This is a genomic window from Maricaulis sp. (assembly GCF_048270095.1).
Classification (GTDB): domain Bacteria; phylum Pseudomonadota; class Alphaproteobacteria; order Caulobacterales; family Maricaulaceae; genus Maricaulis.
Genome location: NZ_JBLWTL010000021.1, coordinates 1 through 22,147, shown reverse-complemented (window position 1 = coordinate 22,147; position 22,147 = coordinate 1). Strand labels below are relative to the sequence as shown.

At 64.2% G+C, this 22,147-nt stretch carries 19 protein-coding genes and 1 tRNA gene; 8 read left to right on the top strand and 12 right to left on the bottom strand.

Annotation, left to right across the window (positions count from 1 at the left end; translation table 11 throughout):
* The 8 genes from ACN0YJ_RS11485 to ACN0YJ_RS11450 all read right to left on the bottom strand — a co-directional run bounded on the left by ACN0YJ_RS11485 (nucleotide 1) and on the right by ACN0YJ_RS11450 (nucleotide 11,567).
* On the bottom strand, nucleotides 1-2,196 hold the full coding sequence (locus tag ACN0YJ_RS11485; RefSeq protein ID WP_417496274.1) for a glycosyl transferase family protein: 2,196 nt from the start codon (nucleotides 2,194-2,196) through the stop codon (nucleotides 1-3).
* A gap of 4 nt (nucleotides 2,197-2,200) precedes the next feature.
* The gene (gene wecB / locus ACN0YJ_RS11480) at nucleotides 2,201-3,403 is read right to left on the bottom strand and encodes a non-hydrolyzing UDP-N-acetylglucosamine 2-epimerase (RefSeq protein ID WP_417489910.1); all 1,203 of its coding nucleotides are present in this window, start codon (nucleotides 3,401-3,403) and stop codon (nucleotides 2,201-2,203) included.
* A gap of 191 nt (nucleotides 3,404-3,594) precedes the next feature.
* Complete coding sequence (locus ACN0YJ_RS11475) at nucleotides 3,595-4,335, bottom strand: PepSY domain-containing protein (RefSeq protein ID WP_417496273.1); 741 nt, start codon at nucleotides 4,333-4,335, stop codon at nucleotides 3,595-3,597.
* A gap of 28 nt (nucleotides 4,336-4,363) precedes the next feature.
* The gene (locus tag ACN0YJ_RS11470; protein ID WP_417496272.1) at nucleotides 4,364-5,137 is read right to left on the bottom strand and encodes a copper resistance protein B; all 774 of its coding nucleotides are present in this window, start codon (nucleotides 5,135-5,137) and stop codon (nucleotides 4,364-4,366) included.
* Entirely contained in the window at nucleotides 5,124-7,130 is a 2,007-nt protein-coding gene (locus tag ACN0YJ_RS11465; protein ID WP_417496271.1) for a copper resistance system multicopper oxidase, read from the bottom strand. Before ACN0YJ_RS11465 ends, ACN0YJ_RS11470 begins: the two co-directional genes overlap by 14 nt.
* Before the next feature lie 40 nt (nucleotides 7,131-7,170).
* Entirely contained in the window at nucleotides 7,171-9,534 is a 2,364-nt protein-coding gene (locus ACN0YJ_RS11460; protein ID WP_417496270.1) for a heavy metal translocating P-type ATPase, read from the bottom strand.
* A gap of 69 nt (nucleotides 9,535-9,603) precedes the next feature.
* A complete protein-coding gene (cueR, locus tag ACN0YJ_RS11455; protein WP_417476976.1) occupies nucleotides 9,604-10,035 on the bottom strand; it encodes a Cu(I)-responsive transcriptional regulator in 432 nt (143 codons plus the stop codon).
* Between the two features lie 104 nt (nucleotides 10,036-10,139).
* Nucleotides 10,140-11,567: a M20/M25/M40 family metallo-hydrolase gene (locus ACN0YJ_RS11450; RefSeq protein WP_417496269.1), complete on the bottom strand. Its 1,428-nt coding sequence runs from the start codon at nucleotides 11,565-11,567 to the stop codon at nucleotides 10,140-10,142.
* Nucleotides 11,568-11,661: 94 nt separating this feature from the next.
* Between ACN0YJ_RS11450 and ACN0YJ_RS11445 the strand changes: the two genes are divergently transcribed.
* On the top strand, nucleotides 11,662-12,555 hold the full coding sequence (locus ACN0YJ_RS11445) for a pirin family protein (RefSeq protein WP_417496268.1): 894 nt from the start codon (nucleotides 11,662-11,664) through the stop codon (nucleotides 12,553-12,555).
* On the opposite strand, the gene ACN0YJ_RS11440 is transcribed toward ACN0YJ_RS11445, so the two are convergent.
* Nucleotides 12,556-13,710: a DUF2891 domain-containing protein gene (locus ACN0YJ_RS11440; RefSeq protein WP_417476973.1), complete on the bottom strand. Its 1,155-nt coding sequence runs from the start codon at nucleotides 13,708-13,710 to the stop codon at nucleotides 12,556-12,558.
* Nucleotides 13,711-13,941: 231 nt separating this feature from the next.
* Between ACN0YJ_RS11440 and ACN0YJ_RS11435 the strand changes: the two genes are divergently transcribed.
* The 5 genes from ACN0YJ_RS11435 to thrC all read left to right on the top strand — a co-directional run bounded on the left by ACN0YJ_RS11435 (nucleotide 13,942) and on the right by thrC (nucleotide 20,060).
* Nucleotides 13,942-15,567 carry a phosphoenolpyruvate carboxykinase gene (locus ACN0YJ_RS11435; RefSeq protein ID WP_417476972.1) on the top strand — a complete coding sequence of 542 codons (1,626 nt, stop codon included), beginning with the start codon at nucleotides 13,942-13,944 and terminating at the stop codon, nucleotides 15,565-15,567.
* Nucleotides 15,568-15,793: 226 nt separating this feature from the next.
* Nucleotides 15,794-15,946: a hypothetical protein gene (locus ACN0YJ_RS11430; protein ID WP_417476971.1), complete on the top strand. Its 153-nt coding sequence runs from the start codon at nucleotides 15,794-15,796 to the stop codon at nucleotides 15,944-15,946.
* A 93-nt stretch (nucleotides 15,947-16,039) separates the two neighbouring features.
* Nucleotides 16,040-17,827 (top strand): homoserine dehydrogenase, encoded by a 1,788-nt coding sequence (locus ACN0YJ_RS11425; RefSeq protein WP_417496267.1) that lies wholly within the window; start codon nucleotides 16,040-16,042, stop codon nucleotides 17,825-17,827.
* On the top strand, nucleotides 17,824-18,768 hold the full coding sequence (locus ACN0YJ_RS11420) for a homoserine kinase (protein WP_417496266.1): 945 nt from the start codon (nucleotides 17,824-17,826) through the stop codon (nucleotides 18,766-18,768). The genes ACN0YJ_RS11425 and ACN0YJ_RS11420 overlap by 4 nt, the downstream gene beginning before the upstream one ends.
* Nucleotides 18,765-20,060 (top strand): threonine synthase, encoded by a 1,296-nt coding sequence (gene thrC / locus ACN0YJ_RS11415; RefSeq protein WP_417496265.1) that lies wholly within the window; start codon nucleotides 18,765-18,767, stop codon nucleotides 20,058-20,060. Before ACN0YJ_RS11420 ends, thrC begins: the two co-directional genes overlap by 4 nt.
* A gap of 82 nt (nucleotides 20,061-20,142) precedes the next feature.
* Here thrC and ACN0YJ_RS11410 read toward each other — a convergent pair whose 3' ends face one another.
* Entirely contained in the window at nucleotides 20,143-20,646 is a 504-nt protein-coding gene (locus ACN0YJ_RS11410; protein ID WP_417496264.1) for a hypothetical protein, read from the bottom strand.
* Between the two features lie 194 nt (nucleotides 20,647-20,840).
* Between ACN0YJ_RS11410 and ACN0YJ_RS11405 the strand changes: the two genes are divergently transcribed.
* On the top strand, nucleotides 20,841-21,335 hold the full coding sequence (locus ACN0YJ_RS11405; RefSeq protein WP_417496263.1) for a GNAT family N-acetyltransferase: 495 nt from the start codon (nucleotides 20,841-20,843) through the stop codon (nucleotides 21,333-21,335).
* Here the strand turns inward: ACN0YJ_RS11405 and ACN0YJ_RS11400 are convergent.
* On the bottom strand, nucleotides 21,328-21,591 hold the full coding sequence (locus tag ACN0YJ_RS11400; RefSeq protein ID WP_417476965.1) for a DksA/TraR family C4-type zinc finger protein: 264 nt from the start codon (nucleotides 21,589-21,591) through the stop codon (nucleotides 21,328-21,330). The genes ACN0YJ_RS11405 and ACN0YJ_RS11400 overlap by 8 nt on opposite strands.
* A 170-nt stretch (nucleotides 21,592-21,761) precedes the next feature.
* A tRNA-Met gene (locus ACN0YJ_RS11395) sits at nucleotides 21,762-21,838 on the bottom strand.
* Between the two features lie 119 nt (nucleotides 21,839-21,957).
* Here ACN0YJ_RS11395 and ACN0YJ_RS11390 point away from each other — a divergent pair.
* Nucleotides 21,958-22,147 (top strand): hypothetical protein (locus ACN0YJ_RS11390; protein WP_417496262.1); only part of this gene is annotated, 190 nt, incomplete at its 3' end.

Here is a 22,147-nt window from a genome sequence, read left to right as displayed (position 1 = left end):
TCAGGGCGCGATGGCGCCGGAAGCGAGTTCCGGTTGGCTGTCGACGAGGATCTTCCAATCCGCATCGGAGAGTATGCCCGATTCCCGGGCTATTCTGATAAAATCGAACGGAGCCTCGCCCGCCGCGCTGACGCGGCGAATCCCCATCCAGATGGCCGCGATCTGCTCGTCATCGGCCAGCGCCAGGCGTTTGAGGACCCGAGCGGCGCGCAGATCGGGCTCCAGCGCAGTCCGGTCCCAGGCGAAACGTAGCCCGAAGGCGACATCGCTGGCCGGCGCGATCACAAAATTGAGGTCAGGCTTGAAGGCAGCCCTGAGCTCTGCCTCGGCGGTCTCGTCCAGCGGTTCGGCGAGTGCCAGTTTCAGGGCGGCGCGGGACGCAGCGAGCGGGAAGGCGCCAAATTTGCGGGCCAGGGCGAGATCGATCGTGTCGCGCACATCGCCGGTGACCAGCAAGGGATCAAACGCCTCGACCGGGTAGCGCGAAACTTCGCTCCAGGCAGTGGCGATTTCCTCTTCGGTCGCATGGCCAGCCTTGACCAGCACACTGGCCAGACCAATGCCGGCGGCGGAGGCTTCCGCTTCGGCAGCGACGAGCGTGGCATCATTGACGACGCCATAGAATTTCAGCGCATCGCCGAGCGTATTGCCCTGGCCACTGATCTCCGCCATCGAGGGATAGGCGTGCATCGTCTTGTCCCAGGTGATGCGCTCGCCCGTGATCATGTGCACGGCAAAGCGGCGCGCCGCCCGCATCGAGGCGAGGAAGCCGACATAATTGCCGACCACCATGCGCACCGGCGAGAGGATGGCGTGTTTCAGCCCGTGCGCCGAGGCGGTGAAGATGACGCGGTGGACAACGCGGTTCACCAGGAAGAGGAAATTGATCAGCACCAGCGTCCAGACCCAGCTGTTTGGATCGATCAGCGGTGGCAGGGTCCCCACCGATGGCACCAGCTTGGTGACAAGCCAGTAGAGCGCCCATTGAAACACAATCGCATAGGCCAGCATGCCGGTCGGCGCGGTCCAGATCGCCTTGCGGTCGCGATACAGGAAATAGCGGTGTGAAAACGGTCCGATCCAGCCGAGCTGTTTCCAGCCGAGATAGGAAATCCCCAGCATCCAGCGCGATTTCTGCTTCACCGAGACCGACAGATTGTCCGGGAAATATTCCCGCGTGCCGACCAGTTCGCGGCGATAGATGGTGCGCATCCCACTGCCATGGCGGCGCTTGACCTCGCCGACCGGGACCTTGGCCCAGAAGCGCACGAATTCTGATTTCAGACCGGCCTGGAACAGGCGGTGACCGACATCATAATCTTCCGTCAGGCTGTCGGTATTGAAGGGCTGGTTGTCGCGCTCCTGGCACAACAGCTCGATGCACCAGCGCGAAAACGAGGTCGCGACGCCGGCCGAGGGCACAAGCCGCGTCATGGCCGAGCGCGCGATCAGATCCTTGCCATGCCATTCGGCGAACTCGTCCATATAGTGGCACGGAACCAGCTCACTCCATTTGCGCGGCATCGACAGGACGGGCAGCTGCACCATGTCGGAGCGGTCGAGATAGGCATTGACCACCTTGAAGGAGAGCGGGTGGATGACGTCTTCGGAATCCTGCATCGCGAAGGCGTCGTAGTGCACGCCCACCTTCTTCTCATGGGCGAAGATGTTCTGGATCATCCAGTTGAGGCAATCGGCCTTCGAGGTCGGTCCGGGATGGCCGACCATGGCGCGAACGACCTGCTTGTGCTGGCGCGCAATGCGGTCGACCTCCTCGATCGTGTCAGGATCATTGGGATAGCAGCCGACGAAAATGTCGTAATTGCTGTATTCCAGCGAGGTCAGCGTATTCATCAACATACGCGCGATGACATCGCTCTCCTGCCAGGCCGGCACCATGATGGCGAGACGCTTTTCCGGGGCCTCCATGATGGCCTTGGTGCTGGGCACAAAACGGAAAGGCCGCGTCAGGACGCGCTGGCCCTGCAAGACCCAGAAATACAGGTCGAGAAAAGCGTCATCGGTCGAGGAGATGAAGATCGCGATGGCGGCATAGATCGTCGCCCAGCTCAGACCGGTCCAATAGACGCGCGCGATCGTGGCGCTATCGAGCCCCATCGCCCAGTCGACCACAAACAGCCAGCTACTCGCTCCGAAAGCCTGGATTGCCGCTAATATTTCGCCCCCGCCCTCCACGATCTCAAGCCTCGGCCTTGACGCGTTTCGCGTCCTGGACAGGGAGAACCGCCGATCTCAAGGCTTGCAGGCCGGAAGGCGCTTGCGGCGCGTCCGGCTTGTTGCCCGCGCCGAGGAAAACTGAGACCAGTTGCGCGATGCGGCGGCCGGCATGGCCGTCGCCGAAGGGATTGGCTGCGCGCGACATCCGGCGATAGGCACGCGGATTGTCGAGCAATTGCCGTGCATTGGCCAGAATGGTTTCGGTGTGCGACCCGACCAGGCGGGCAACGCCAGCCTTGACCGCTTCACCGCGCTCCGTCTTGTCGCGCAACACCAGTACAGGGACACCGAAGCTCGGCGCCTCTTCCTGCACGCCGCCGCTATCGGACAGGATGAGGTGCGAGCGCTTCATCACCGCAACGAAAGCCGGATAGGCGAGCGGCTCGACCAGGTCGATGCGTTCCTCGTCGCCCAGCAGAGCTTCAATCGGGCCGCGCACGCGCGGATTGAGATGCACCGGGATGACGAAACGCAGGTCAGGATAGTGATTGCGCAGCAGCTTGATCGCCGTGCAGACACCGGCCACGCCATCATCCCAGTTTTCGCGCCGGTGCAGGGTTACCAGCACAAGGCGTTCCTCGGGGCGCAAGCGATCAAGGGCCTGCGGGTTGATTTCCATCGAGCCGACCATCTGGACTGCGTCGATCACCGTATTGCCGGTCATGCGGACCTTTTCGCTGGCGATACCTTCATCGGTCAGGTTCCTGGCGGCGGCCCGTGTCGGCGCGAAATGCAGGTCGGCAATCGGGGAGATCAGTTTGCGAAAACCTTCCTCGGGGAAAGGATGACGCAAATCGCCCGAGCGCAGCCCGGCCTCGACATGGCCAACGGGGATATCATTGAGAAAGGCAGCCATCGCGCCGGAAAAGGCCGAAGCCGTATCACCCTGGACGAGAACAAAATCGGGCCGGCTGGCAGCAAATTGCTCGCCAAGATCACGGATCAACGCGCTCGTCAGGCTGCTCAACGCCTTGCCATTCCAGTCCAGATCCAACCGCGTCTCGGGCGTAATGCCGAAGACCTGCAGGGCCTGGTCGGCCAGCGAACCATGTTGGCCAGTGGCGATCCACTCGGGCTCGAGATTGGCTGTTTTCAGGAGTGCGGCGCGAACCGGCGCCAGTTTGATAACTTCCGGGCGCGTGCCCGCAACGATTGAAACTTTCATGATCCCAGCCCCAGCTATCCCGGCGCTTCGATCAGCAGAAGCACCATCATCATCCCCGGCGCTCCGGAGACACTTAGCTTATCGTTTGGAAGTGGGGCCTGAACCGCGCCGGGTTACGGCGATTTAAGGATCAATTAAGGTTATTCCGTCCGGCATGGGACCATTGCGGGGCACCGCTGGTCATCGGGCATTCATCTTCGCGTTTTCGCCTGCTCTTGCCCCAGCGCCATAAGCAGGCTGCGCCGCATCTTGATGAAAAGCAGGAGCAGGCCGGCAAACACGGTGACGAGGCTGAACAGGGCGAAGGCCTGTAGCCAGATCGTGTTGAAATCATCCCGGTCCTGATAGCCCATGATGTGGAGCATCCAGACAAAGTCGAACAGACGCCATTCATCATTGCGACGGCTGGTGAGCAAGCCGGTATCGACGGCGTAGTAGAGGCTGGTACCGTCACCATCATCGAAATTCACCCGCCAGGCGGGCAGGTCCGCACCGCGATATTCCGTCGTTGAAGTCTCGAGCAATTCGGTCGAGGACGCCGGCAGGGCTCCCAGATGGAATTGCTCGGCCAGCGCGATTGCGGTGGCTTCGGAGATCGGGGTCAGTCGTTCGCCGTTATGGGCATCGACCAGATGGCTGGAGCCGAAGTAGTCCTCGACCTGATACACGGCCCGTCCCAGCCAGGGAATCAGGTCCACAGTCTTGACCACGCCCGGCAATGCGGCGATTTCGGCCGCCTCGAACGGCGTGATCACAGCCGCGAGGTCCAGCTCTATGACCGGCGCTGGCGCAACATGATGGTCGCCGTGCACGCGATCAATATCGAGCAGGCTCATCACCGCGCCGCCGGCGACCCAGACCACGATCTGGACCCCGACGAATAGAGCGAGCCATTTATGGATCCGTGCCGTCCAACGCAAAATTGCCGTCATGAGATGCCCCGACTGGTCGAAGCCGGAGTTAGAACCAGAAACGGACGCCGACGGCAATAACGCGGTCACTGGCTGCTTCGCCGCGCAACCGCGCCAGTTCAGCCGTATCGCCTTGCAAATCATGCCATTCCACACCGATATAGGGGGCGAATTCGCGACTGATTTCATAGCGCAGACGCAAACCGAACTCGGTCTCGGTCAAGCCGGAGCCGAGATCATGGTCGGCGATATCGCGGGCGGCAAATTGCAGCTCGGCGCGCGGCTGCAGCACCAGGCGCTGGGTGATGAGAAGCTCATACTCGGCCTCTATGCGGGCCGTCATGTCGCCGGCATCGCTCAGAAACACCGCGGCATCCACCTCGAACCAGTAAGGCGCCAGCCCCTGGAGACCGACCACGCCATAACTGGTCGACGGTCCTGGCTCGATATCATGGCGCACGCCGAGCTGAAGATCGAAATTGGGCGAGATGGCCCGGCTATACAGAGCCTGCAGCTGCGCCGATTCAAATTCCGATGCGTCGAAGGAATATTCACCCTCGGTCTTGAACCAGAATTTGCGCTCATCGCCGCCAATCCAGGCCTGCGCATCCCACAACAGCGCATCATCCTCGCCGCCGCTGAGATGCTCGAAGCGGTCGACCAGCACCATGGAATGCGTGGTCCCCATGCCATGAAACATGTGGGCACGGGCTGCGGCCATCCGCGCCGGATCGGCATCGACAGGATTGGCCTGGCGAGCCTGCGCAGCGGGCAAAATTGCGAGCGCCAGAAACGCCGCAGCGAAAAACCTAGATATGGCCATGATGATCTCCATGCCCGGGGCGAACCGAAACCACCTGCATCATGCCGGCATGCATGTGGAAGAGTAGATGGCAATGAAAGGCCCACTCCCCCAGCGCGTCGGCTGTGACATCAACGGAGAGCCGTTCGGCCGGTTTGACGATGATGGTGTGCTTGCGTGGTTTGTGGGCGTCCTCGCCATTGACGACATCGAAGAACATGCCGTGCAGATGGATCGGGTGCGGCATCATGGTGTCATTCACAAGGGTCAACCGCAGCCGCTCATTATGCTGGAACACAATCGGCTCGACGACCGGTGAGAAGGCCGCCCCGTCGAAGGACCACATATAGCGCTCCATATTCGAGGTCAGGTGGACCTCGACCTCGCGGCCGGGCGGTCTCCGGTCCGGATTGGGCTCCAGGCTCTTCAGCTGGGTATAGACCAACACCCTGTGCGGCTCGTCCGTCAGGCCAATCCCGCGCTCGCCCAGCCGGTCGAACACCATGGCCGGCATCATCGCAACGCCGGGGCCTGTGGGGTGGTCATGGGTGAGCGGCGGTTCCATACCGGGCATCGGCGCGGGCGGCGCGGGCATCGCATGCCCCATGGCGGCGTGATCCATCGGTGCTGGCTGTGCCGGCATTGAATGCCCCATCGCCGCATGATCCATCGCCGGCGCAGGCGCAGGCGCAGGTGTGCCATGCCCCATGGCCGCGTGATCCATCGCTGGAGCCGGGGTGCCATGCCCCATGGCAGCATGGTCCATCGGGGCTGCGGGCGCAGGCATCACATGTCCCATAGCGGCGTGGTCCATGGTGGAATGATCAACGGGTGCCGCCGGGGCTGCGCCGGCCGGCATGTCATGGCCCATCGCCGCGTGATCGCCGCCCATGGCAGAATGATCCATGCCCATATCGCGCATACTCAACAGCGGCCGCTCGCGCAGTGGCGGCACGGCAGCCTGCATGCCGGCGCGCGGCGCCAGTGTAGCGCGGACATAGCCGCTGCGATCAATGCTCTCGGCAATGACGGTATAGGCCTGATCGCGCGGCTCGACGATGACGTCATAGGTCTCGGCCACACCGATCTGGAACTCATCGGTCTCAACCGGCTGTACCAACAGGCCATCGGACTGGACCACCGTCATCGGCAGGCCGGGTATGCGCAGATTGAAAATCGTCATCGCCGAGGCATTGATGATGCGCAGCCGCACCCGCTCACCGGGATGAAAGAGGCCCGTCCAGTTATCCTCGGGGCCATGGCCATTGATCAGATAGGTGTAGGCCGCCGCGGTGACGTCGGAGATATCGGTCATGCTCATCCGCATCCGCGCCCACATCGCCCGCTCGGCGACGGCCTGGTCGAGACCTTCGCGGCGGGCGTCGCGGAAGAAGTCCACCAGGGTACGGCGCTGGGCATTGTAAACGTCGGGGACCTGTTTGAGCCGGTTGAAAACGGCGTGTGCGCCCTCAAAGGTCCAGTCCCCCAGCATCAGCACATATTCGCGGTCATAGGCGATCGGGTCTTCGCCCGCCGGATCGATAATGATCGGACCGTAATGCCCCATTTGTTCCTGCAGGCCGGAATGGGAGTGATACCAGTATGTGCCCGATTGCCGGACCGGAAAGCGGTACTGGAAGGTCTCGCCCGGCGCGATGCCGGGGAAGGTCACGCCCGGCACGCCATCCATCTGGAAGGGCAGCAAGAGGCCGTGCCAGTGAATCGAGCTGTCCTCGTCGAGCCCATTGGTGACATTGAGCGTGAGGTCGTCGCCTTCGCGCCAGCGCAGAACGGGGGCCGGCATATGGCCGTTCACCGTCACCGCCCGGCTGCCGCGGCCATCAATGCTCACCGGCGTGCGGCCGATATTGAGATCAAAGCGCGTGCCCGAGAGTGCGGGCAGGCCGGCGCTGGTCAGCGGTGCCGCGCTCTGCGCCCAGGCTGGCAGGAGGGTGCTGGCCGCCGCGAAGCCGCCCGCTGCGATCGTGCTGGTGAGGAAGTCTCGCCGATCCATACCGAATACCTTTTGTCTGGGTGCCTTGGGCGGCACGCGATCAGAGTTTGACGCTGCGCAGGCGCAGCGCGTTGGAAATCACCGAGACCGATGAGAGGCTCATGGCTGCGGCGGCGAACATGGGCGAGATCAGGATGCCGAACACCGGGTAGAGAATACCCGCAGCGACCGGAACTCCGGCGGCGTTGTAGATCATCGCAAAGAACAGGTTCTGGCGGATATTGCGCATCGTCGCTTTCGCCAGGTGGCGGGCGCGCACAATGCCGGTCAGGTCGCCCTTCACCAGCGTGATGCCGGCGCTCTCGATCGCGACATCGGCGCCGGTGCCCATGGCGATGCCGACATCGGCCCGGGCCAGCGCCGGCGCATCATTGACCCCGTCACCGGCCATGGCGACACGATGGCCGGCGGCCTGGAGATCCTCAATCAGTTTCGCCTTGCCCGCCGGCATGACACCGGCGTGGAAGTCTTCAATGCCCAGCTGCGCAGCGACGGCCCTGGCCGTGCGCTCATTATCGCCCGTTGCCATGATGACATGGATGCCGGCAGCGGCCAGGGACTTCAGGGCATCCCGCGTTGTTTCCTTGATCGGATCGGCGACGGCGACGAAGCCAGCGCAGGCACCGTCGACGGCCAGGAACATCACCGTCTCACCGGCATCGCGGCGGGCATTGGCGGCGTCCAGAAAACCTGCCGGATCCGCCCCGGCATCGCGCATCAGCGCGGAATTGCCGAGTGCCAGCGCTTGACCATCGACACGACCGGTAATGCCCTTGCCGGTGACGGACAGGAAGTCTTCGGCGGTTTGCAGGCTCAGCCCCTTGGCCTCGGCGCCCTTCAGGATCGCCTCGGCGAGCGGGTGTTCCGAGCCGCGCTCCAGCGCTGCGGCCAGCCCCAGAACCGTGTCGTCCAACTGGCCCGGCGCGCTCTCGACGCCGACCAGGCTGGGCCTGCCGAGCGTGAGCGTTCCGGTCTTGTCGACCAGCAGGGTATCGACCTTTTCAAAGCGCTCGAGCGCCTCGGCATCGCGGATCAGCACGCCGGCCTGGGCGCCGCGTCCAGCTGCCGTCATGACCGACATTGGCGTGGCCAGCCCCAGCGCGCAGGGACAGGCAATGATCAATACGGAGACGGCGGCGATCAGGGCATGTGCCAGCGCGGGTGACGGCCCCCAGATCGACCAGCCGATGAAGGCGAAAATCGCGACAGCGATCACGCCCGGGACGAACCAACCCGCGACAAGATCGGCGAATTTCTGGATCGGGGCACGGCTGCGCTGGGCCTTGGCGACCATGTCGACGATCTGGCTGAGCACGCTGTCAGCACCGACCCGCCGCGCTTCGACCACCAGCCCGCCGGAGCCATTGATGGTCGCGCCGGTGACACTGTCGCCCACCGCCTTTTCGACCGGCAGGGCTTCGCCCGTCAGCATGGATTCATCGACCGATGATTTGCCCGAAACGACCTGCCCGTCGACCGGCATTTTCTCGCCCGGCCGGACACGCAAACGGTCACCGACCCTGACGCTGTCGAGCGCAACCTCTTGTTCTGTACCGTCCTCGCGGATGATGCGGGCCGTCTTGGGTGCCAAATCCAGCAGGGCCCGGATGGCCGTACCGGTGCGTTCACGGGCGCCCAGTTCGAGGATTTGGCCGAGCAGGACCAGCACGGTGATGACCGCAGCGGCCTCGAAATAGACCGCGACATGACCGCCCATATGGCGGAATTCCGCCGGGAAAATCGAGGGAAACAATACCGCTATGAGGCTGTAAACATAGGCCGCACTGACGCCCATCCCGATCAGGGTGAACATGTTGAGATGGCCGCTGCGCAGCGATTGCACAGCGCGCTGCAGGAAGGGCCAGCCAGCCCAGAGCACGACCGGTGTGGCGAGCGCGAGTTCGAGCCAGAGGGCAGCGCCCTCCCCGACGAAATCGCGGACGAAACCAAGCCCGATCATGGGTCCCATCGCCAACAGGACCAGAGGCAGTGTCAGCAGGCTGCTCCAGAAGAAACGGCGACGGAAATCAACCAGTTCGGGGTTGGGACCGGCATCGCCGGCCGGCACGCCCATCGGTTCCAGCGCCATGCCGCATTTGGGACAGGTGCCGGGCCCGTCCTGGACGATTTCCGGGTCCATCGGACAAGTATATTGCGTGCCAGCAGGCGCGGCGGCCTCAGCGCGCCGGTGAGCGCCGCTGAGAAAATGCTCAGGGTCGGCGGCGAAACGTTGATGGCAGCGGGCCGAGCAGAAATGCCAGGTGATTCCCTCCTGCTCGAATTGCGGTTTTCCGGCAGCTTTATCCACGCTCATGCCGCACACCGGATCGATCGCTGCCGCGTCCTGCGTGTGATGCGAACCGCCGCAACAATTGGCGGATTTTCCTTGATGACCGGCCGTCATGACCCATGCCTTTCCGACGAGAAGGCACCGGTTTAATCCTTCCAGCCACTGGAAGGTCAAGCGGCCTGTCTAGTCCGCCGTAGAAGCCTTGCCCGATGCGGCACGCTTGCCTGGCGCAAGGCCCGATAATTCATCCATGATCGGGCAATCGGGCCGGTCATTGCCCTGACAGGCGGAGGCCAGTTTCTGCAGACTGGCGCGCATCGCTTTCAGCTCGGAAATCTTGTCGCCGATCTGGCGAATATGCTGCTGGGCCAAGGCTTTGACCTCGCTACTGGAGCGTGAGGCATCGCTGTCGAGGGTGAGTAGATGGCGGCAATCCTCGATCGAAAAACCCAGCGCGCGAGCACGGGCGAGGAAGCCGAGCTTGTGCAGGTCCACCTCGCGATAATCGCGATAGCCATTCCCGGCGCGCAAGGGCGTGAGCAGGCCGATACTCTCATAATAACGAATGGTTTTGGCCGGCAGACCGGTCCGTGAGGCCGCATCCTTGATATTCACCGGTTACCCCCCTTCAGACTGGCTGCAAGCTGGCCGGCAGGCTCCCGCAATCTTGCCGGAAGCCTGCCATTCATTCAGTGCAGGTCAAAAAAACGCGGCGCGAGCTACTCGTCCGCCGCCGTCTCTTCGGCCGGCGTGCGGAATTCGACATCCATATTGGCCGCCAGATAGACCAGCGCGGCATAAGCGGCGACATTCTGGGCCAGGGCCTCGGGATCGATCTTGTCGAGCGTATCGTCCGGGGTGTGGTGCAGGTCGAAATAATCCATTCCGTCCTGGTTCAGCCGAACCGTCGGCACACCCTGCATGGCGAGCGGGATGATGTCGGGCCCGCCACCGGGAACATTGCTGCCGCCGCGCAAAATGCCGAGCGGCGCGATGATGCGGCCGACCGCGTCGATCGCCGGATTGGCGCCTTCATCGACATTGGAGACCAATTGCCAGATGCGGCCGGCACCGAAGTCGGATTCGGTCGCCATCACATGATTGGCAACTTCGTCGGCATGTTGTTCGGCATAGGCGCGGGCGCCCAGAAGACCGACTTCCTCAGCCCCGAACATGACGACACGGATGGTGCGGCGTGGACGTTCCGGCAGGCGGGCGATCAGCTCTGCGGCGGCGACGGTGATGGCTACACCCGCGCCGTCATCGATGGCACCCGTGCCCAGATCCCAGCTGTCGAGATGTCCGCCGATGAGGACGATTTCGTCGGGCAATTCACTGCCGACAATATCCATCACGACATTGCCGCTGGTCACATCACCATGCCAGCCGGCGGTGGCGCGGATCTGCATCGCCAGAGGGGCACCGGTATGGTGCAGGCGGCGCAAATGGTCGGCGTCCGGATTGGAGATGGCGATGACGGGAATACTGGCCCACTCACCATCCATCGAGGAGATCATGCCGGTATGGGGATTGCGGTGGAAATCGGAGCCAACCGAGCGCACGACAATCGCGTCGGCGCCGGCGCGTTCGGCGTGCTGCCAGCCAATACGGCGGCGATTATTCGCAGGGCCATAGCCGGCACCGGTCTGGGTTGCGACCATGGCGTCGCCATCAACAAAGGCGATCTTGCCTTCAAGCGATCCGTCGGCGACGGCGGTGAGGGCATCAATATCGCGGAAATAGACGACATCACTCTCCACCGGGCCGGAGCGCGGCGAGGCACCGGAGCCACCCAGCGCCGAGCCATGCAGGGCCTGGGTATAGGGCGAGGTGATCGAGATCTCGAGCTCGCCGCGATCCCAGAAGGGCATGGTGAAGGGTTCGATCACCACACGGTCAAAGCTGAGCGATTGCCCCAGCGCTTCGCCCCAGGCGCGGGCGCGGACTTCCGCTTCACTGCCGGGCATGCGCGGACCGACTTCGGTGGTCAGCGATTCGACGATCGACCAGGCTAGATCACTCTCGAGCGCCTGCTCGACCAGCGCCTCGGCGGTCGCGGCCTGCGCCGGATCGAGCTCAAAACTGTCCTGGGCAAAGGCATGGCCCGCCAGCACCAGCGCTGCGGCAGTTGCGATAATTGATTTCATGAAGACCTCCCCACACATTGATGCATGCACTATGGATATTGAGGCGCGCGGCGCAAGCGCCAGCGATCAGTCCAGCCAGGCGGGAGCCATCACAATGTCGACAAGTATCGAACGCAGGATTGAGGGACGGACCCGTGATCTGGGCGGATTTGAAGTTCGCCGCGTCCTGCCGGCGCCCGGCCAGCGCATGGTCGGTCCCTTCATTTTCTTCGACCAGATGGGCCCCGCCCTGTTTGAGCCCGGAACCGGAATCGATGTCCGCCCGCACCCGCATATCGGCCTGGCAACAGTGACCTATCTGTTCGACGGCGCGCTGCGGCACCAGGACAGTCTGGGTGTTGATGCCGTCATCCGTCCCGGCGACGTCAACTGGATGACGGCCGGGCGTGGCGTTGTTCACTCCGAACGGACACCGCCGCCGGAACGCGCCAATGGCCACCGCATCCACGGCATCCAGACCTGGGTCGCCCTGCCCGCCGGCCAGGAAGATGTCGCGCCGGCCTTTCACCACCATCCGGCGGCCAGCCTGCCGGAATTCTATCGCGGCTGTGCCCGCTTCCGGCTGATTCTCGGCACCGCCTGGGGCCAGGAGGCGCCGGCTGACGTCTTTTCACCGATCTTCTATCTGCATGGACGCCTGCCCGCCGGGGCCGATGTCAAACTCGATATCGAGCATGAGGAACGCGCCGTCTATCTGGTCAGCGGCCAGGCGGCGCTTGACGGCGAAGCCCTGCAGCCCGGAGAAATGGCCGTGCTCACGCCGGGCAGTGCGCCGCAACTGACCGCCGATGACGAGAGTATCGTAATGCTGTGCGGCGGCGCACCGCTCGGCAAGCGCGAGATTTTCTGGAATTTCGTCGCCAGCGATGCCGCCTGGCTGACCGATGCCAAGCGCGACTGGGTCGAGGCTGCAAAGGCCGGCTTCCCGGCGGACGGGCGCTTCACCCTGCCCGCCGGAGAAACCGAACATATTCCGCTGCCGGAGTAATTACTCGGGCAAACCTGCTTCAGGCATGTCGTCTTCAGGCAGGGCGCGCCAGGCCGGGGCGTCCACCCCGCGCCGGGTCACCAGATAGGTGGCGAAACTGGCCAGCCAGTGACCGCCCGCATAATCCTCGCCATTGACCGAGCGGGTCCCGACCTCTTCATGCACCGCCGCAGCGGCCAGCAGGGATTCGCGGCGTGTATCTCCGGCCGGCAGGGCATCGGCAATGCCCTCCAGCGCCCAGGCGCGGGAGAGATTGACACCGTCAAGATGAACCAGCTTGCCATCACTGGCATCGAGCACGATTCCCGGCGCCAGCCAGTCGGCCGAACCATCGCGCGGAATATCCGGCAGGAAAGCGTCGAGCCAGGTGACATAGTCGGCGGGTGCCATGACGCGCCGCATCAGGTCGGCTTCCATCAGGCAGGGCGAGAGGAAATCTTCTCCGGACGGTTCATAGCCGATCGGGCAATTGCGATCTTCGGCATGGAAGCCCATCGCCTTGGTGACAATCAGGCCTTCCAGCTCCACATCACCCGCCTCACGGGCCCAGTCGAGCCCCAGCCCGAGCGCAAAGGCGGACTGGTTATGGGTACCGATGCGGATTGGATAGGCGAGATTGGGCAGCCAGCTCCTGTACCGGTCTGACACGATCTGTTCGAGCGGCGCGATCGCCGCGCTCCAGCGCCGTGCCCGCGGATCGTCCCATTCGCGCAATTCAGCGCCCAGCTGCAGCAGCCAGGCCAGCCCGTAGGGCCGCTCAAAGGCAGCGCGGCCTTCAGCCTCGAAATAAGCCACCTCTCCGGCGATGTTTTCCGGGGTCAGATTGGTGTCCAGCGCGGTCGTGGCAGCCTGGCTCATCGCGCCGTCCGGCATGGTGCGCAACAGGCGAACCAGCAGCCAGTGGCCATGCACCGAAGAATGCCAGTCGAAACAGCCATAAAAGGCCGGATGCAGCGCGCGCGGCGCTTGCGCATCGGCATCAGAGGCCAGCACATGACTGATCTTGTTAGGATATTCCCGCTGAACACAATCGAGCGCCATGGTCATGAAACGCGCTCCAAGCTCAGGCATAGTTTGCCTGTCCTCAGCCTGCGCCGAAGCAGCGCTGGCGAGGATGGCAGACACTGCACAGGAGATTATTGATTTCGATAGCATGGCGATTTCCGGTTTCGTTTTCGATTTCTTGCGTGCCTTTTGGGCTTTTCTGGATCAAGCTGATCTGGTACCGCGACATTTCATGACGGTTCGCCGGAACTGGCAAGACACTTGCGTTCTCCGGAGAAATGAGCGCGTCGCGCCGGACAAGTGGGGAAACTCCGCGGCGTGCTGCAGGCAATGACGGTTACCTCTCCGACAGATGAGGGGGCCACAGGGGATTAAGAGATCATGTCGACATCCGAACGTCACGATGGCGGCCTCGCGGCCATGGGTATCCAGGCCGGAACCGTCCATCTCAACTGGAATGAGGCCCGGCTTTACGAAGCCGCCGTGCAGGGCAAGGAAGCCGAAGTCGCCGAGGGCGGCGCCCTGGTCGTCAAGACCGGCATCCATACCGGCCGCTCTGCCAAGGACAAGTTCACCGTTCGTGACAGCGATACCGAAGACCAGGTCTGGTGGGATAATAACGCCGCCATCGACCCGGCCCATTTCGACACGCTATGGCAGGATTTCCGCAGCCATATGGCTGGCAAGGACTTGTATGTGCAGCAGCTGTTTGGCGGCGCCGACAAGGATCATCGCCTGCCGGTGCGGGTCATTAATGACCTCGCCTGGCACTCGCTCTTCATCCGCCATTTGCTGCGCCTGCCGACCGAAGAGGAATACGCCGGTTTCCAGGCCGAGTTCACCATTATCAACCTGCCCGATTTCAAGGCCGATCCCGCGCGCCATGGCTGCCGTTCGGAAACCGTGATCGGTGTCGATTTCACCCGCAAACTGGTGCTGATCGGCGGCACATCCTATGCCGGCGAAACCAAGAAATCCGTCTTCACCATCCTCAATTATCTCCTGCCCGCCAAGGGCGTGATGCCGATGCATTGCTCGGTCAATGTCGGCAAGGATGACGACGCCGCGATCTTTTTCGGCCTGTCCGGCACCGGCAAGACCACCCTCTCCGCCGATGCCAGCCGCACCCTGGTCGGCGATGACGAGCATGGCTGGTCGCCCAATGGATTGTTCAATTTCGAAGGCGGCTGCTACGCCAAGATGATCAAGCTCTCGGCCGAGGCCGAGCCGGAGATCCACGCCACCACCAAGATGTGGGGCACAGTGCTTGAGAACGTCGTGATGGACCCGGTCACCCGCGTCCTCGATCTCGACGATGCCTCGCTGGCGGAAAACAGCCGCGGCGCCTACCCGCTCAGCGCCATTCACAATGCCAGCGAAAGCGGCACATGCGGCCATCCGAAAAACCTGGTCATGCTGACCTGCGACGCCTTCGGCATCATGCCGCCAATCGCGCGCCTGACCCCGGCCCAGGCCATGTATCATTTCCTCTCGGGCTATACGGCCAAGGTCGCCGGCACCGAGAAGGGTGTCACCGAGCCGAGCGCGACCTTCTCCGCCTGTTTCGGCGCCCCCTTCATGCCGCGTCATCCGGCTGAATATGGTGCCCTGCTGCGCGAACTGATCGCGACGCACAATGTCGACTGCTGGCTGGTCAATACCGGCTGGACCGGCGGCGCCTATGGCACCGGCAAGCGCATGCCAATCAAGGCCACGCGCGGCCTGCTCAACGCCGCACTCGACGGATCGCTGAAAACCGCCGCCTTCCGCGAAGATCCGAATTTCGGCTTCATGGTCCCGATTGCCGTCGATGGTGTCGACAATTCAGTCCTCGACCCGCGCTCGACCTGGCAGGACCAGGCCGCCTATGACGCCCAGGCGAGCAAGCTGGTCGGGATGTTCATCGAGAATTTCAAAATCTTCGAGAGCCATGTTGCGCCCTATGTCCGCGCCGCAGCTCCAAGACTGGAAAACGCCGGCAAGACGCTGGAAACAGCCGCCGAATAAACCCTGGTACGGCGATGCATAATCAAGCCCCGGTCGGACACGGCCGGGGCTTTTTGCTGTCTGAAATACTGGCGGAGGCGATGGCGATGGCGTGACATTTTGGCTCGCTTGATGCGCTAAATGCAGCTTTGCGACAAAAAATGTTTGACCTGCGGCGTGGACCGGGCCTTTCTTGCAAAAGAATTTCGCTGAGCCCGGTTTTGGGCAAGGCTTTGCCTGACGGACCATGATGCCCTGTTTTGACCTGATCCGCTTTGACATGCTGCGCCGCACCGCTTGCGGCGACGGCCTCCTTGCGGCCTCCGGCTCGACCCTCACCACCACCATGACCATTACCATGACCACCTCGGGTATGAGGGGGCGGGTTGGCGTGGACTAGCGATTTTTCAAATCCGTCCGATACCCGACCCGCTCCCACCCGGAAGCGGGTTTTTTCATGCTCAAATTCCAGATCACCCAAAGGACCAGTTCAGTGAAACCTTCAGCCAGCCCGGCACCGGCACCCAGACTCAGCATCCTCAAATTCGGCAGTTCAGTCCTGCTCTCGCCGGATGACTATGCCCGCGCCGCACATGAAATCTATCGCCATACGCGGGCTGGCGAGAAAGTCGTCGCCGTTGTCTCGGCGCTTGATGGCGAGACCGACGCGCTGTTCGAAGTCGGGGCTGCGGTCGGGCAAAGCGCCCATGATGCGATGCTGGCGCGCCTGGTGCGCTGCGGCGAGCTGAAATCGGCGGCCCTGATGGGACTGGCCCTGCAGCGCTCGGGCATCAGCGCGGCGGTGCTCGACCCGCATGAAATGTCGCTCAAGGCGGAAGGTTCGTCGCTGGATGCGAACCTGACCGGTCTGGATGCGAGCCGCGTGCTTGCGCATTTCGAACAGGCCGATGTCATTGTGGCGCCGGGATTCTTTGGCGAAGGCCCGGACGGGCCGGTGACACTGGGCCGCGGCGGCACGGATTTGACGGCGGTGATGTTTGCCCATTGGCTCGGCGCCAGCCGGGCGCGCCTGATCAAGGATGTCGACGGGGTCTATACCGATGATCCGGCCCGGGTTCCCGATGCCCATCGCTTCGACCAGCTCGATTATGCCGAAGCGGCACGGGTCAGTCGCGGCCTGGTGCAGGACAAGGCCATCCATGCCGCCCAGGCGCTCGGTGTGGTGATCGAGGTCGCCGCCCTGGGCAAGGCCTTCGCGACGCGAATCGGGCCGGTGGCACCGAAGATCGGTGCGACTCACCATGTCCGCCCCCTGCGCGTCGCCCTGCTCGGCCATGGTTCGGTCGGCGCCGGTGTCTGCCGGCATCTGCTCGCCCATCCCGGCCGTTTCAGGCTCAACTCCGTCCTGGTCCGCGACGCCGCGCAACATGCTGCCACCGGCGCGCCCGGTCTGCGCTTCACCGAGGATCTCGCCGAAGCGCTGGCAGACCAGCCCGACCTTGTGGTCGAGACGATGGGCGGCACCGGCGTCGCGCGCGCCCTCAGCCAGTCCGTCCTGCGCGATGGCATGCACCTGGTCACGGCCAACAAGGCGGTCATCGCGCTGGATTTTGACCGCCTGCACGAACTGGCGGCTGAATCGGGCCGGCATTTGCGCTATTCCGCCGCTGTCGGGGGCGGCGCGCCCATTCTGGAAACCCTCGACCGGGTCAGCCAGCGCGGCGCGGTGCTCTCGGTCGAGGGCGTCATGAATGGCACCTGCAATTTCATTCTCGGCAAGCTGGGTGACGGGGCCCGGCTCGCCGACGCGATTGCCGAGGCCCAGGCGCTCGGCTTTGCCGAGGCCGATCCGCGCGGCGATATTGATGGTGATGATGCCGCCGACAAACTCTCCATCATCATCCGCCACGCCTTCGGCATTCGCGTCGATCCCGGCGACATCGCCAAGGAGAGCCTGTCCGGCCTGTCGGCGGAGCGTCTGCAGGCCGTGGCCGACCAGAACCAGGTGATCAAACAGGTCGGACAGTGCAGCGCCGGCGCCGATGGACGGCTGGTGGCCCGCATCGAATTGCGCGCCCTGGATCGCGACGATCCGCTGGCGAAACTGCGCAATGAGGAAAACGGTTTCCTCGTTCAGCTGCCGCACCAATCCCTCTATGTCCAGGGCAAGGGTGCCGGCCGCTGGCCGACCGCCGAAGCGGTGTTTGCCGATATTGTCGACATTCAGCGCCTGCTCGATAACACTCTGGCCGTACCGGCCGCGTCCAGGCCGGACCGGGCCGCGCAAGCGGCACGAATGCCGGGGGAAGACAGCGCATGACATCTGCAGCCAGCTCCGCCCGCGCCTCGGCGCCGGCCAGTATCGGCAATGTCGGCGTCGGCTTTGACGTGCTCGGCCTCGCCTTCGATGCCGTGCGTGACCGCGTCACCGCGCACCGGGAAATCGAACCGGGCGTCCGGCTCGGCACGGTTTCTGGCCTGGTCGACAACCTGCCGGCCGAGGTCGAGCGCAATTGCGCCCTCGCCGCGGCCCGGGCCGTGCTCGACGCGGCTGGCGCCTCATTCGGGGTGCGCATCGATATCGAGAAGGGTGTACCGCTGAGCGCTGGCATGGGCGGGTCTGCGGCCTCGGCGGTGGCCGCCGCCGGTGCCGTCAACGCGCTGCTGGACACGCCCTTGGCTACGCTCGACCTCTTGCTGCCCGCCATGCAGGGCGAGCGCGTCTCCGCCGATCCACCGCCCTGGGACAATGTCATGGCGGCCCTGCTCGGCGGTCTGGTGATCGCCGCGAGGCTTGACCCGCCACTGATCCGGCGTCTGCCCCTGCCGGACGGCATTGCCTGCATCCTGTTTCACCCCGACCGCAAGATCGAGACCCGGCGCGCCCGGGAATTGCTCGCCGACACCATCGCCAAGGACATCGCCGTCGAGCATGCGCGCAATATCGCCAGCTTTGTCGCCGGCTGTGCCAGCAATGACCTGGACCTGATCGCGGCCGGGCTGAAGGATGTCTTCATCGAGCCGCAGCGCCTGCCGCTTCTGCCCGAGCTCGCATCGGTACAGGCCGCAGCGCTCGCGGCCGGCGCGCTGGGCTGTTCCTTCTCCGGCTCCGGCCCGTCGGTCTTCGCCTGGGTGCCCCAAGCGCAGGCCGATGCGTGCCGCATGGCCATGGCTGCGGCCTTCGCAGCGGCCGATTGCGGCGCGGCGCCCTATCACGCGGCCCTGATCTCGGATGGTTTGCGGCTGGAGGCGGTAAAATGAAATATCGCAGCACACGCGGCCAGGCACCGCTGGTCAGTGCCGACCAGGCCTTGCGCGCCGGGGTCGCCCCCGATGGCGGGCTGTACCTGCCCGAGACCCTGCCGCATTTCGGGGCCGAAGACTTCGCGGCTGACCACGACCCGGGCGCCCTCGCGCACCGCCTGCTGGCGCCCTTCTTCGCCGAATCGCCGCTGGCTGACAGCCTCGCCGGCATTTGCGCCTCGGCCTTCGATTTTCCGGTGCCGCTGGTGACACCCGACCCCGCCGAGCCCGGCCTGCAGGTGCTCGAGCTGTTTCATGGGCCGACCGGCGCTTTCAAGGATTTCGGGGCCCGCTTCCTGTTTCGCGCCTTCGATGCCATCGCCCGCGCCGATGACCCGATCACCGTTCTCGCCGCCACATCGGGTGATACCGGCGGTGCGGTCGGCTGCGCCGCCGAGGGCGGGCGCCATGCCCGCGCCGTGATACTCTTCCCCGAGGGGCGGATCTCGGCCTTCCAGGAGCGCCAATTGTGCTGCTGGCGCGCGCCGGTGACGGCCTTGCGGGTGAGCGATGATTTCGACGCCTGCCAGCGCCTGGTGAAGGCCGCCTTCGCCGACCCGGTGCTCAGTACGCGCCACGGTCTCAGCTCGGCCAATTCAATCAGTATCGGACGGCTCTTGCCGCAAATGACCTATTGGGCCCGCGCCAGTCTTGAGGTCTTCAACCGCACTGGCACCCGGCCCGGCCTGATCGTGCCGACCGGCAATCTGGGCAATGGTTTCGCGGCCCTGCTGGCGCGCGCCTGCGGCCTGCCGATCGGTCCGGTCGTGCTGGCGACCAATGCCAATGCGACGCTGAGCGACTGGCATGCCAGCGGCCAGTACACGGCGCGCCAGTCGATCGCGACCCTGGCCAATGCCATGGATGTCGGCGCACCGAGCAATTTCGAACGATTGTCGGGTTTTGGAGTGGATCTGGTGGAAGATGTGGTGCGCGTCGATGATGCCGCGATCCGCCAGCGCATCCGCTCGACCCATGCCGGCAGCGGCTATATCGCCTGTCCGCACACGGCCACGGCGCTGGAGGCTTATGCCCGCCTGACACCGGAGCAGCGCGCGGGCCGGGTCTGGATCGCCGCCGCAACGGCACACCCCTACAAGTTTGCCGATGCGGTGGAGCCCCTGATCGGCCAGACCCTGGCGCCGCCGCCAAGCCTGGCTGACGTGTTGCAGCGCCCGATTGAGGTCACCGATATCGCGGCCAGTCTGGGCGAATTGGCGGCCCAACTGGACGCCGGCCGGGCGGGTTGATCAAGGTCAGACAGGACGCGACAGCACGGGACAGGACGGCCGCTGCACCGCACGAATGCGGGCAGCCGCACCACCTCATACCCTACCAGCCGAAGCTGATGATGATATCGGCATTGCCATTGCCGACCTGCGTATAGGTCTGGTTCTGGCCATTGCCGACCTGGATCACGCCGAGAACATTATTATTGCCCTCCTGCACCGTATTGACAGTGCTGCCCTCACCGACCTGGGCGACGGCGACGATATTGCCATTGCCGTTCTGGTAGAGGCTGGCGGAGAGATCATTGCCGTATTGCTGCAGCGACATCGTGCCATTGCTGCCATTCTGATACAGCGAGGCGCCGTTATTGCGGCCGTGCTGGTCGACCGAGACACCCTGCTGCAGGCCACGCCGCATGTCCTGATAGATATTCAGGACCGGCGAGGCGCCGCGCGAATTGGTTTCCATGGTCGCGGAGCGATGATTGCGCATCGCCTCGCGCGCTTCAGCGCTATTGCGAAAACGCGACTGGGCGTCGGCGGTGCCGCTGACGGCGGCCAGGGAAGCCAGCGCCAGACCGGCCATAAAGAAGCGACGAAGTGACATGGGTCTTCCTCCTGTTTGCCGCCGGGCGAAATGTCCGGGGCCGTTGTTGCAGGGAGATTGGCCCAGCGCCCCTGAGCAAAGCCTGAGTGCGGTGTTCATCCTGGCGACAGGCGCGCACCGACCGTGGCTGCCACACAAATTGACGCCCCCGGCCAGGGCTGTAGCATCGCGTCTTGTCCTGGAGACGCCACCGCTTGCCCCCGATCGCCATTCATCTTCGCAAGCAGATCGATCCGGCCGGCCGCTATGCGCCAGACTGGCCGGACGGCATTGCGCCCGCCCGGTTTGATCCGCAGCGTCATGCCCGCGCCGCGCGTGACCTGCTCAATATCGCCTATACGCCGGGCGGCGGCGATGTCATCGCCTTCCAGGACTGGTGGCCGGCGCTGGTCGCCGATCCGGAATACCGCCCCGACCTGTGCTTCATTGTGCTGGACATCGCCACCGGCCAACCGGCCGGCTTTGCCCAGTGCTGGAGCCTCGGCTTCGTCAAGGATATCGCGATTGCCGCCCGCTGGCGCGGCCGCGGCCTGGGACGCGCGCTGATGGCGCAGGTGTTCGCCACGTTCCAGGCGCGCGGCATCTACGAAGTCGATCTGAGAGTGGCCGCCGACAACCCGTCCGGCGCGGCGCGCTTCTATCAGGGTCTGGGGATGGTGGAAATCGGGCCGGATGGCGACCTTATCTGAGCTGGCTGTCCTTGCTGCCCCGGCGATTGAAGGCGGCGGCCGAGGGCTGGCCGTCGCGTTCGGACTGACAGGTGATGCAGGTCTTCACGCCCGCAATCGCCAGCCGCCGGCGCTCGGGAATTTCCTCACCGCACTCGAGACAGAATTGCGCACTCTCACCGCTCGGCAGCTTGCTGCGCGCATGCATCACCTCATCCGAGATGGAATCCTCAATCTGATCCTGTATCGCCCCGTCCCGGGCCCATCCGCCAGCCATTCCATCACCTCTGCCTGAGTTCCATCACGAGCATCAGGGGGCTATTCCCATCGGGAATTCAAGCTGACCCGCCTCAACCCGGGGCGCGGTGGCGGCCGCAGCGGCGGCAGCACGCGCCCAGATCCAGAAACAAAAAGCCCGCCAGGTCATTGACCGGGCGGGCTTTTCTTTGGGTGCGGGGATAGGATTTGAACCTATGACCTTCAGGTTATGAGCCTGACGAGCTACCGGACTGCTCCACCCCGCATCAGGATGGCTTCCGCGGCGAGCCGTGGAAGAGGCGCGTATGTAGGCTGGCTGCGCGGGTGCGTCAAGGCGATAGCTGCGCTTTACCTCGGGGCCGGAAAATGGCCTAAACTCGTGGGCATGACCGAGAACCCGAAATCGCCATCCGACCCCTTCGATCGCGCCCTGGCAGACTGGCATGGCGGCCGGTTTGAGGCGGCCCTGGCGGGATTGCGCGCGGCGACCACGGGCGGCGATGCCGGCTGTGGGAGCCTGCTCCTGCGGATGGGCGCCGGCCCGTCCGGCCCCGCCCGTCCCGGCACGGCCGCGG

Bases quoted from the DNA above. Each gene is read 5' to 3' on its own strand.
- wecB (WP_417489910.1), bottom strand. From the start codon at position 3,403: ATGAAAGTTTCAATCGTTGCGGGCACGCGCCCGGAAGTTATCAAACTG.
- ACN0YJ_RS11475 (WP_417496273.1), bottom strand. From the start codon at position 4,335: ATGACGGCAATTTTGCGTTGGACGGCACGGATCCATAAATGGCTCGCT.
- ACN0YJ_RS11470 (WP_417496272.1), bottom strand. From the start codon at position 5,137: ATGGCCATATCTAGGTTTTTCGCTGCGGCGTTTCTGGCGCTCGCAATT.
- ACN0YJ_RS11465 (WP_417496271.1), bottom strand. From the start codon at position 7,130: ATGGATCGGCGAGACTTCCTCACCAGCACGATCGCAGCGGGCGGCTTC.
- ACN0YJ_RS11460 (WP_417496270.1), bottom strand. From the start codon at position 9,534: ATGACGGCCGGTCATCAAGGAAAATCCGCCAATTGTTGCGGCGGTTCG.
- ACN0YJ_RS11450 (WP_417496269.1), bottom strand. From the start codon at position 11,567: ATGAAATCAATTATCGCAACTGCCGCAGCGCTGGTGCTGGCGGGCCAT.
- ACN0YJ_RS11445 (WP_417496268.1), top strand. From the start codon at position 11,662: ATGTCGACAAGTATCGAACGCAGGATTGAGGGACGGACCCGTGATCTG.
- ACN0YJ_RS11440 (WP_417476973.1), bottom strand. From the start codon at position 13,710: ATGCTATCGAAATCAATAATCTCCTGTGCAGTGTCTGCCATCCTCGCC.
- ACN0YJ_RS11435 (WP_417476972.1), top strand. From the start codon at position 13,942: ATGTCGACATCCGAACGTCACGATGGCGGCCTCGCGGCCATGGGTATC.
- ACN0YJ_RS11430 (WP_417476971.1), top strand. From the start codon at position 15,794: ATGATGCCCTGTTTTGACCTGATCCGCTTTGACATGCTGCGCCGCACC.
- ACN0YJ_RS11420 (WP_417496266.1), top strand. From the start codon at position 17,824: ATGACATCTGCAGCCAGCTCCGCCCGCGCCTCGGCGCCGGCCAGTATC.
- thrC (WP_417496265.1), top strand. From the start codon at position 18,765: ATGAAATATCGCAGCACACGCGGCCAGGCACCGCTGGTCAGTGCCGAC.
- ACN0YJ_RS11410 (WP_417496264.1), bottom strand. From the start codon at position 20,646: ATGTCACTTCGTCGCTTCTTTATGGCCGGTCTGGCGCTGGCTTCCCTG.
- ACN0YJ_RS11400 (WP_417476965.1), bottom strand. From the start codon at position 21,591: ATGGCTGGCGGATGGGCCCGGGACGGGGCGATACAGGATCAGATTGAG.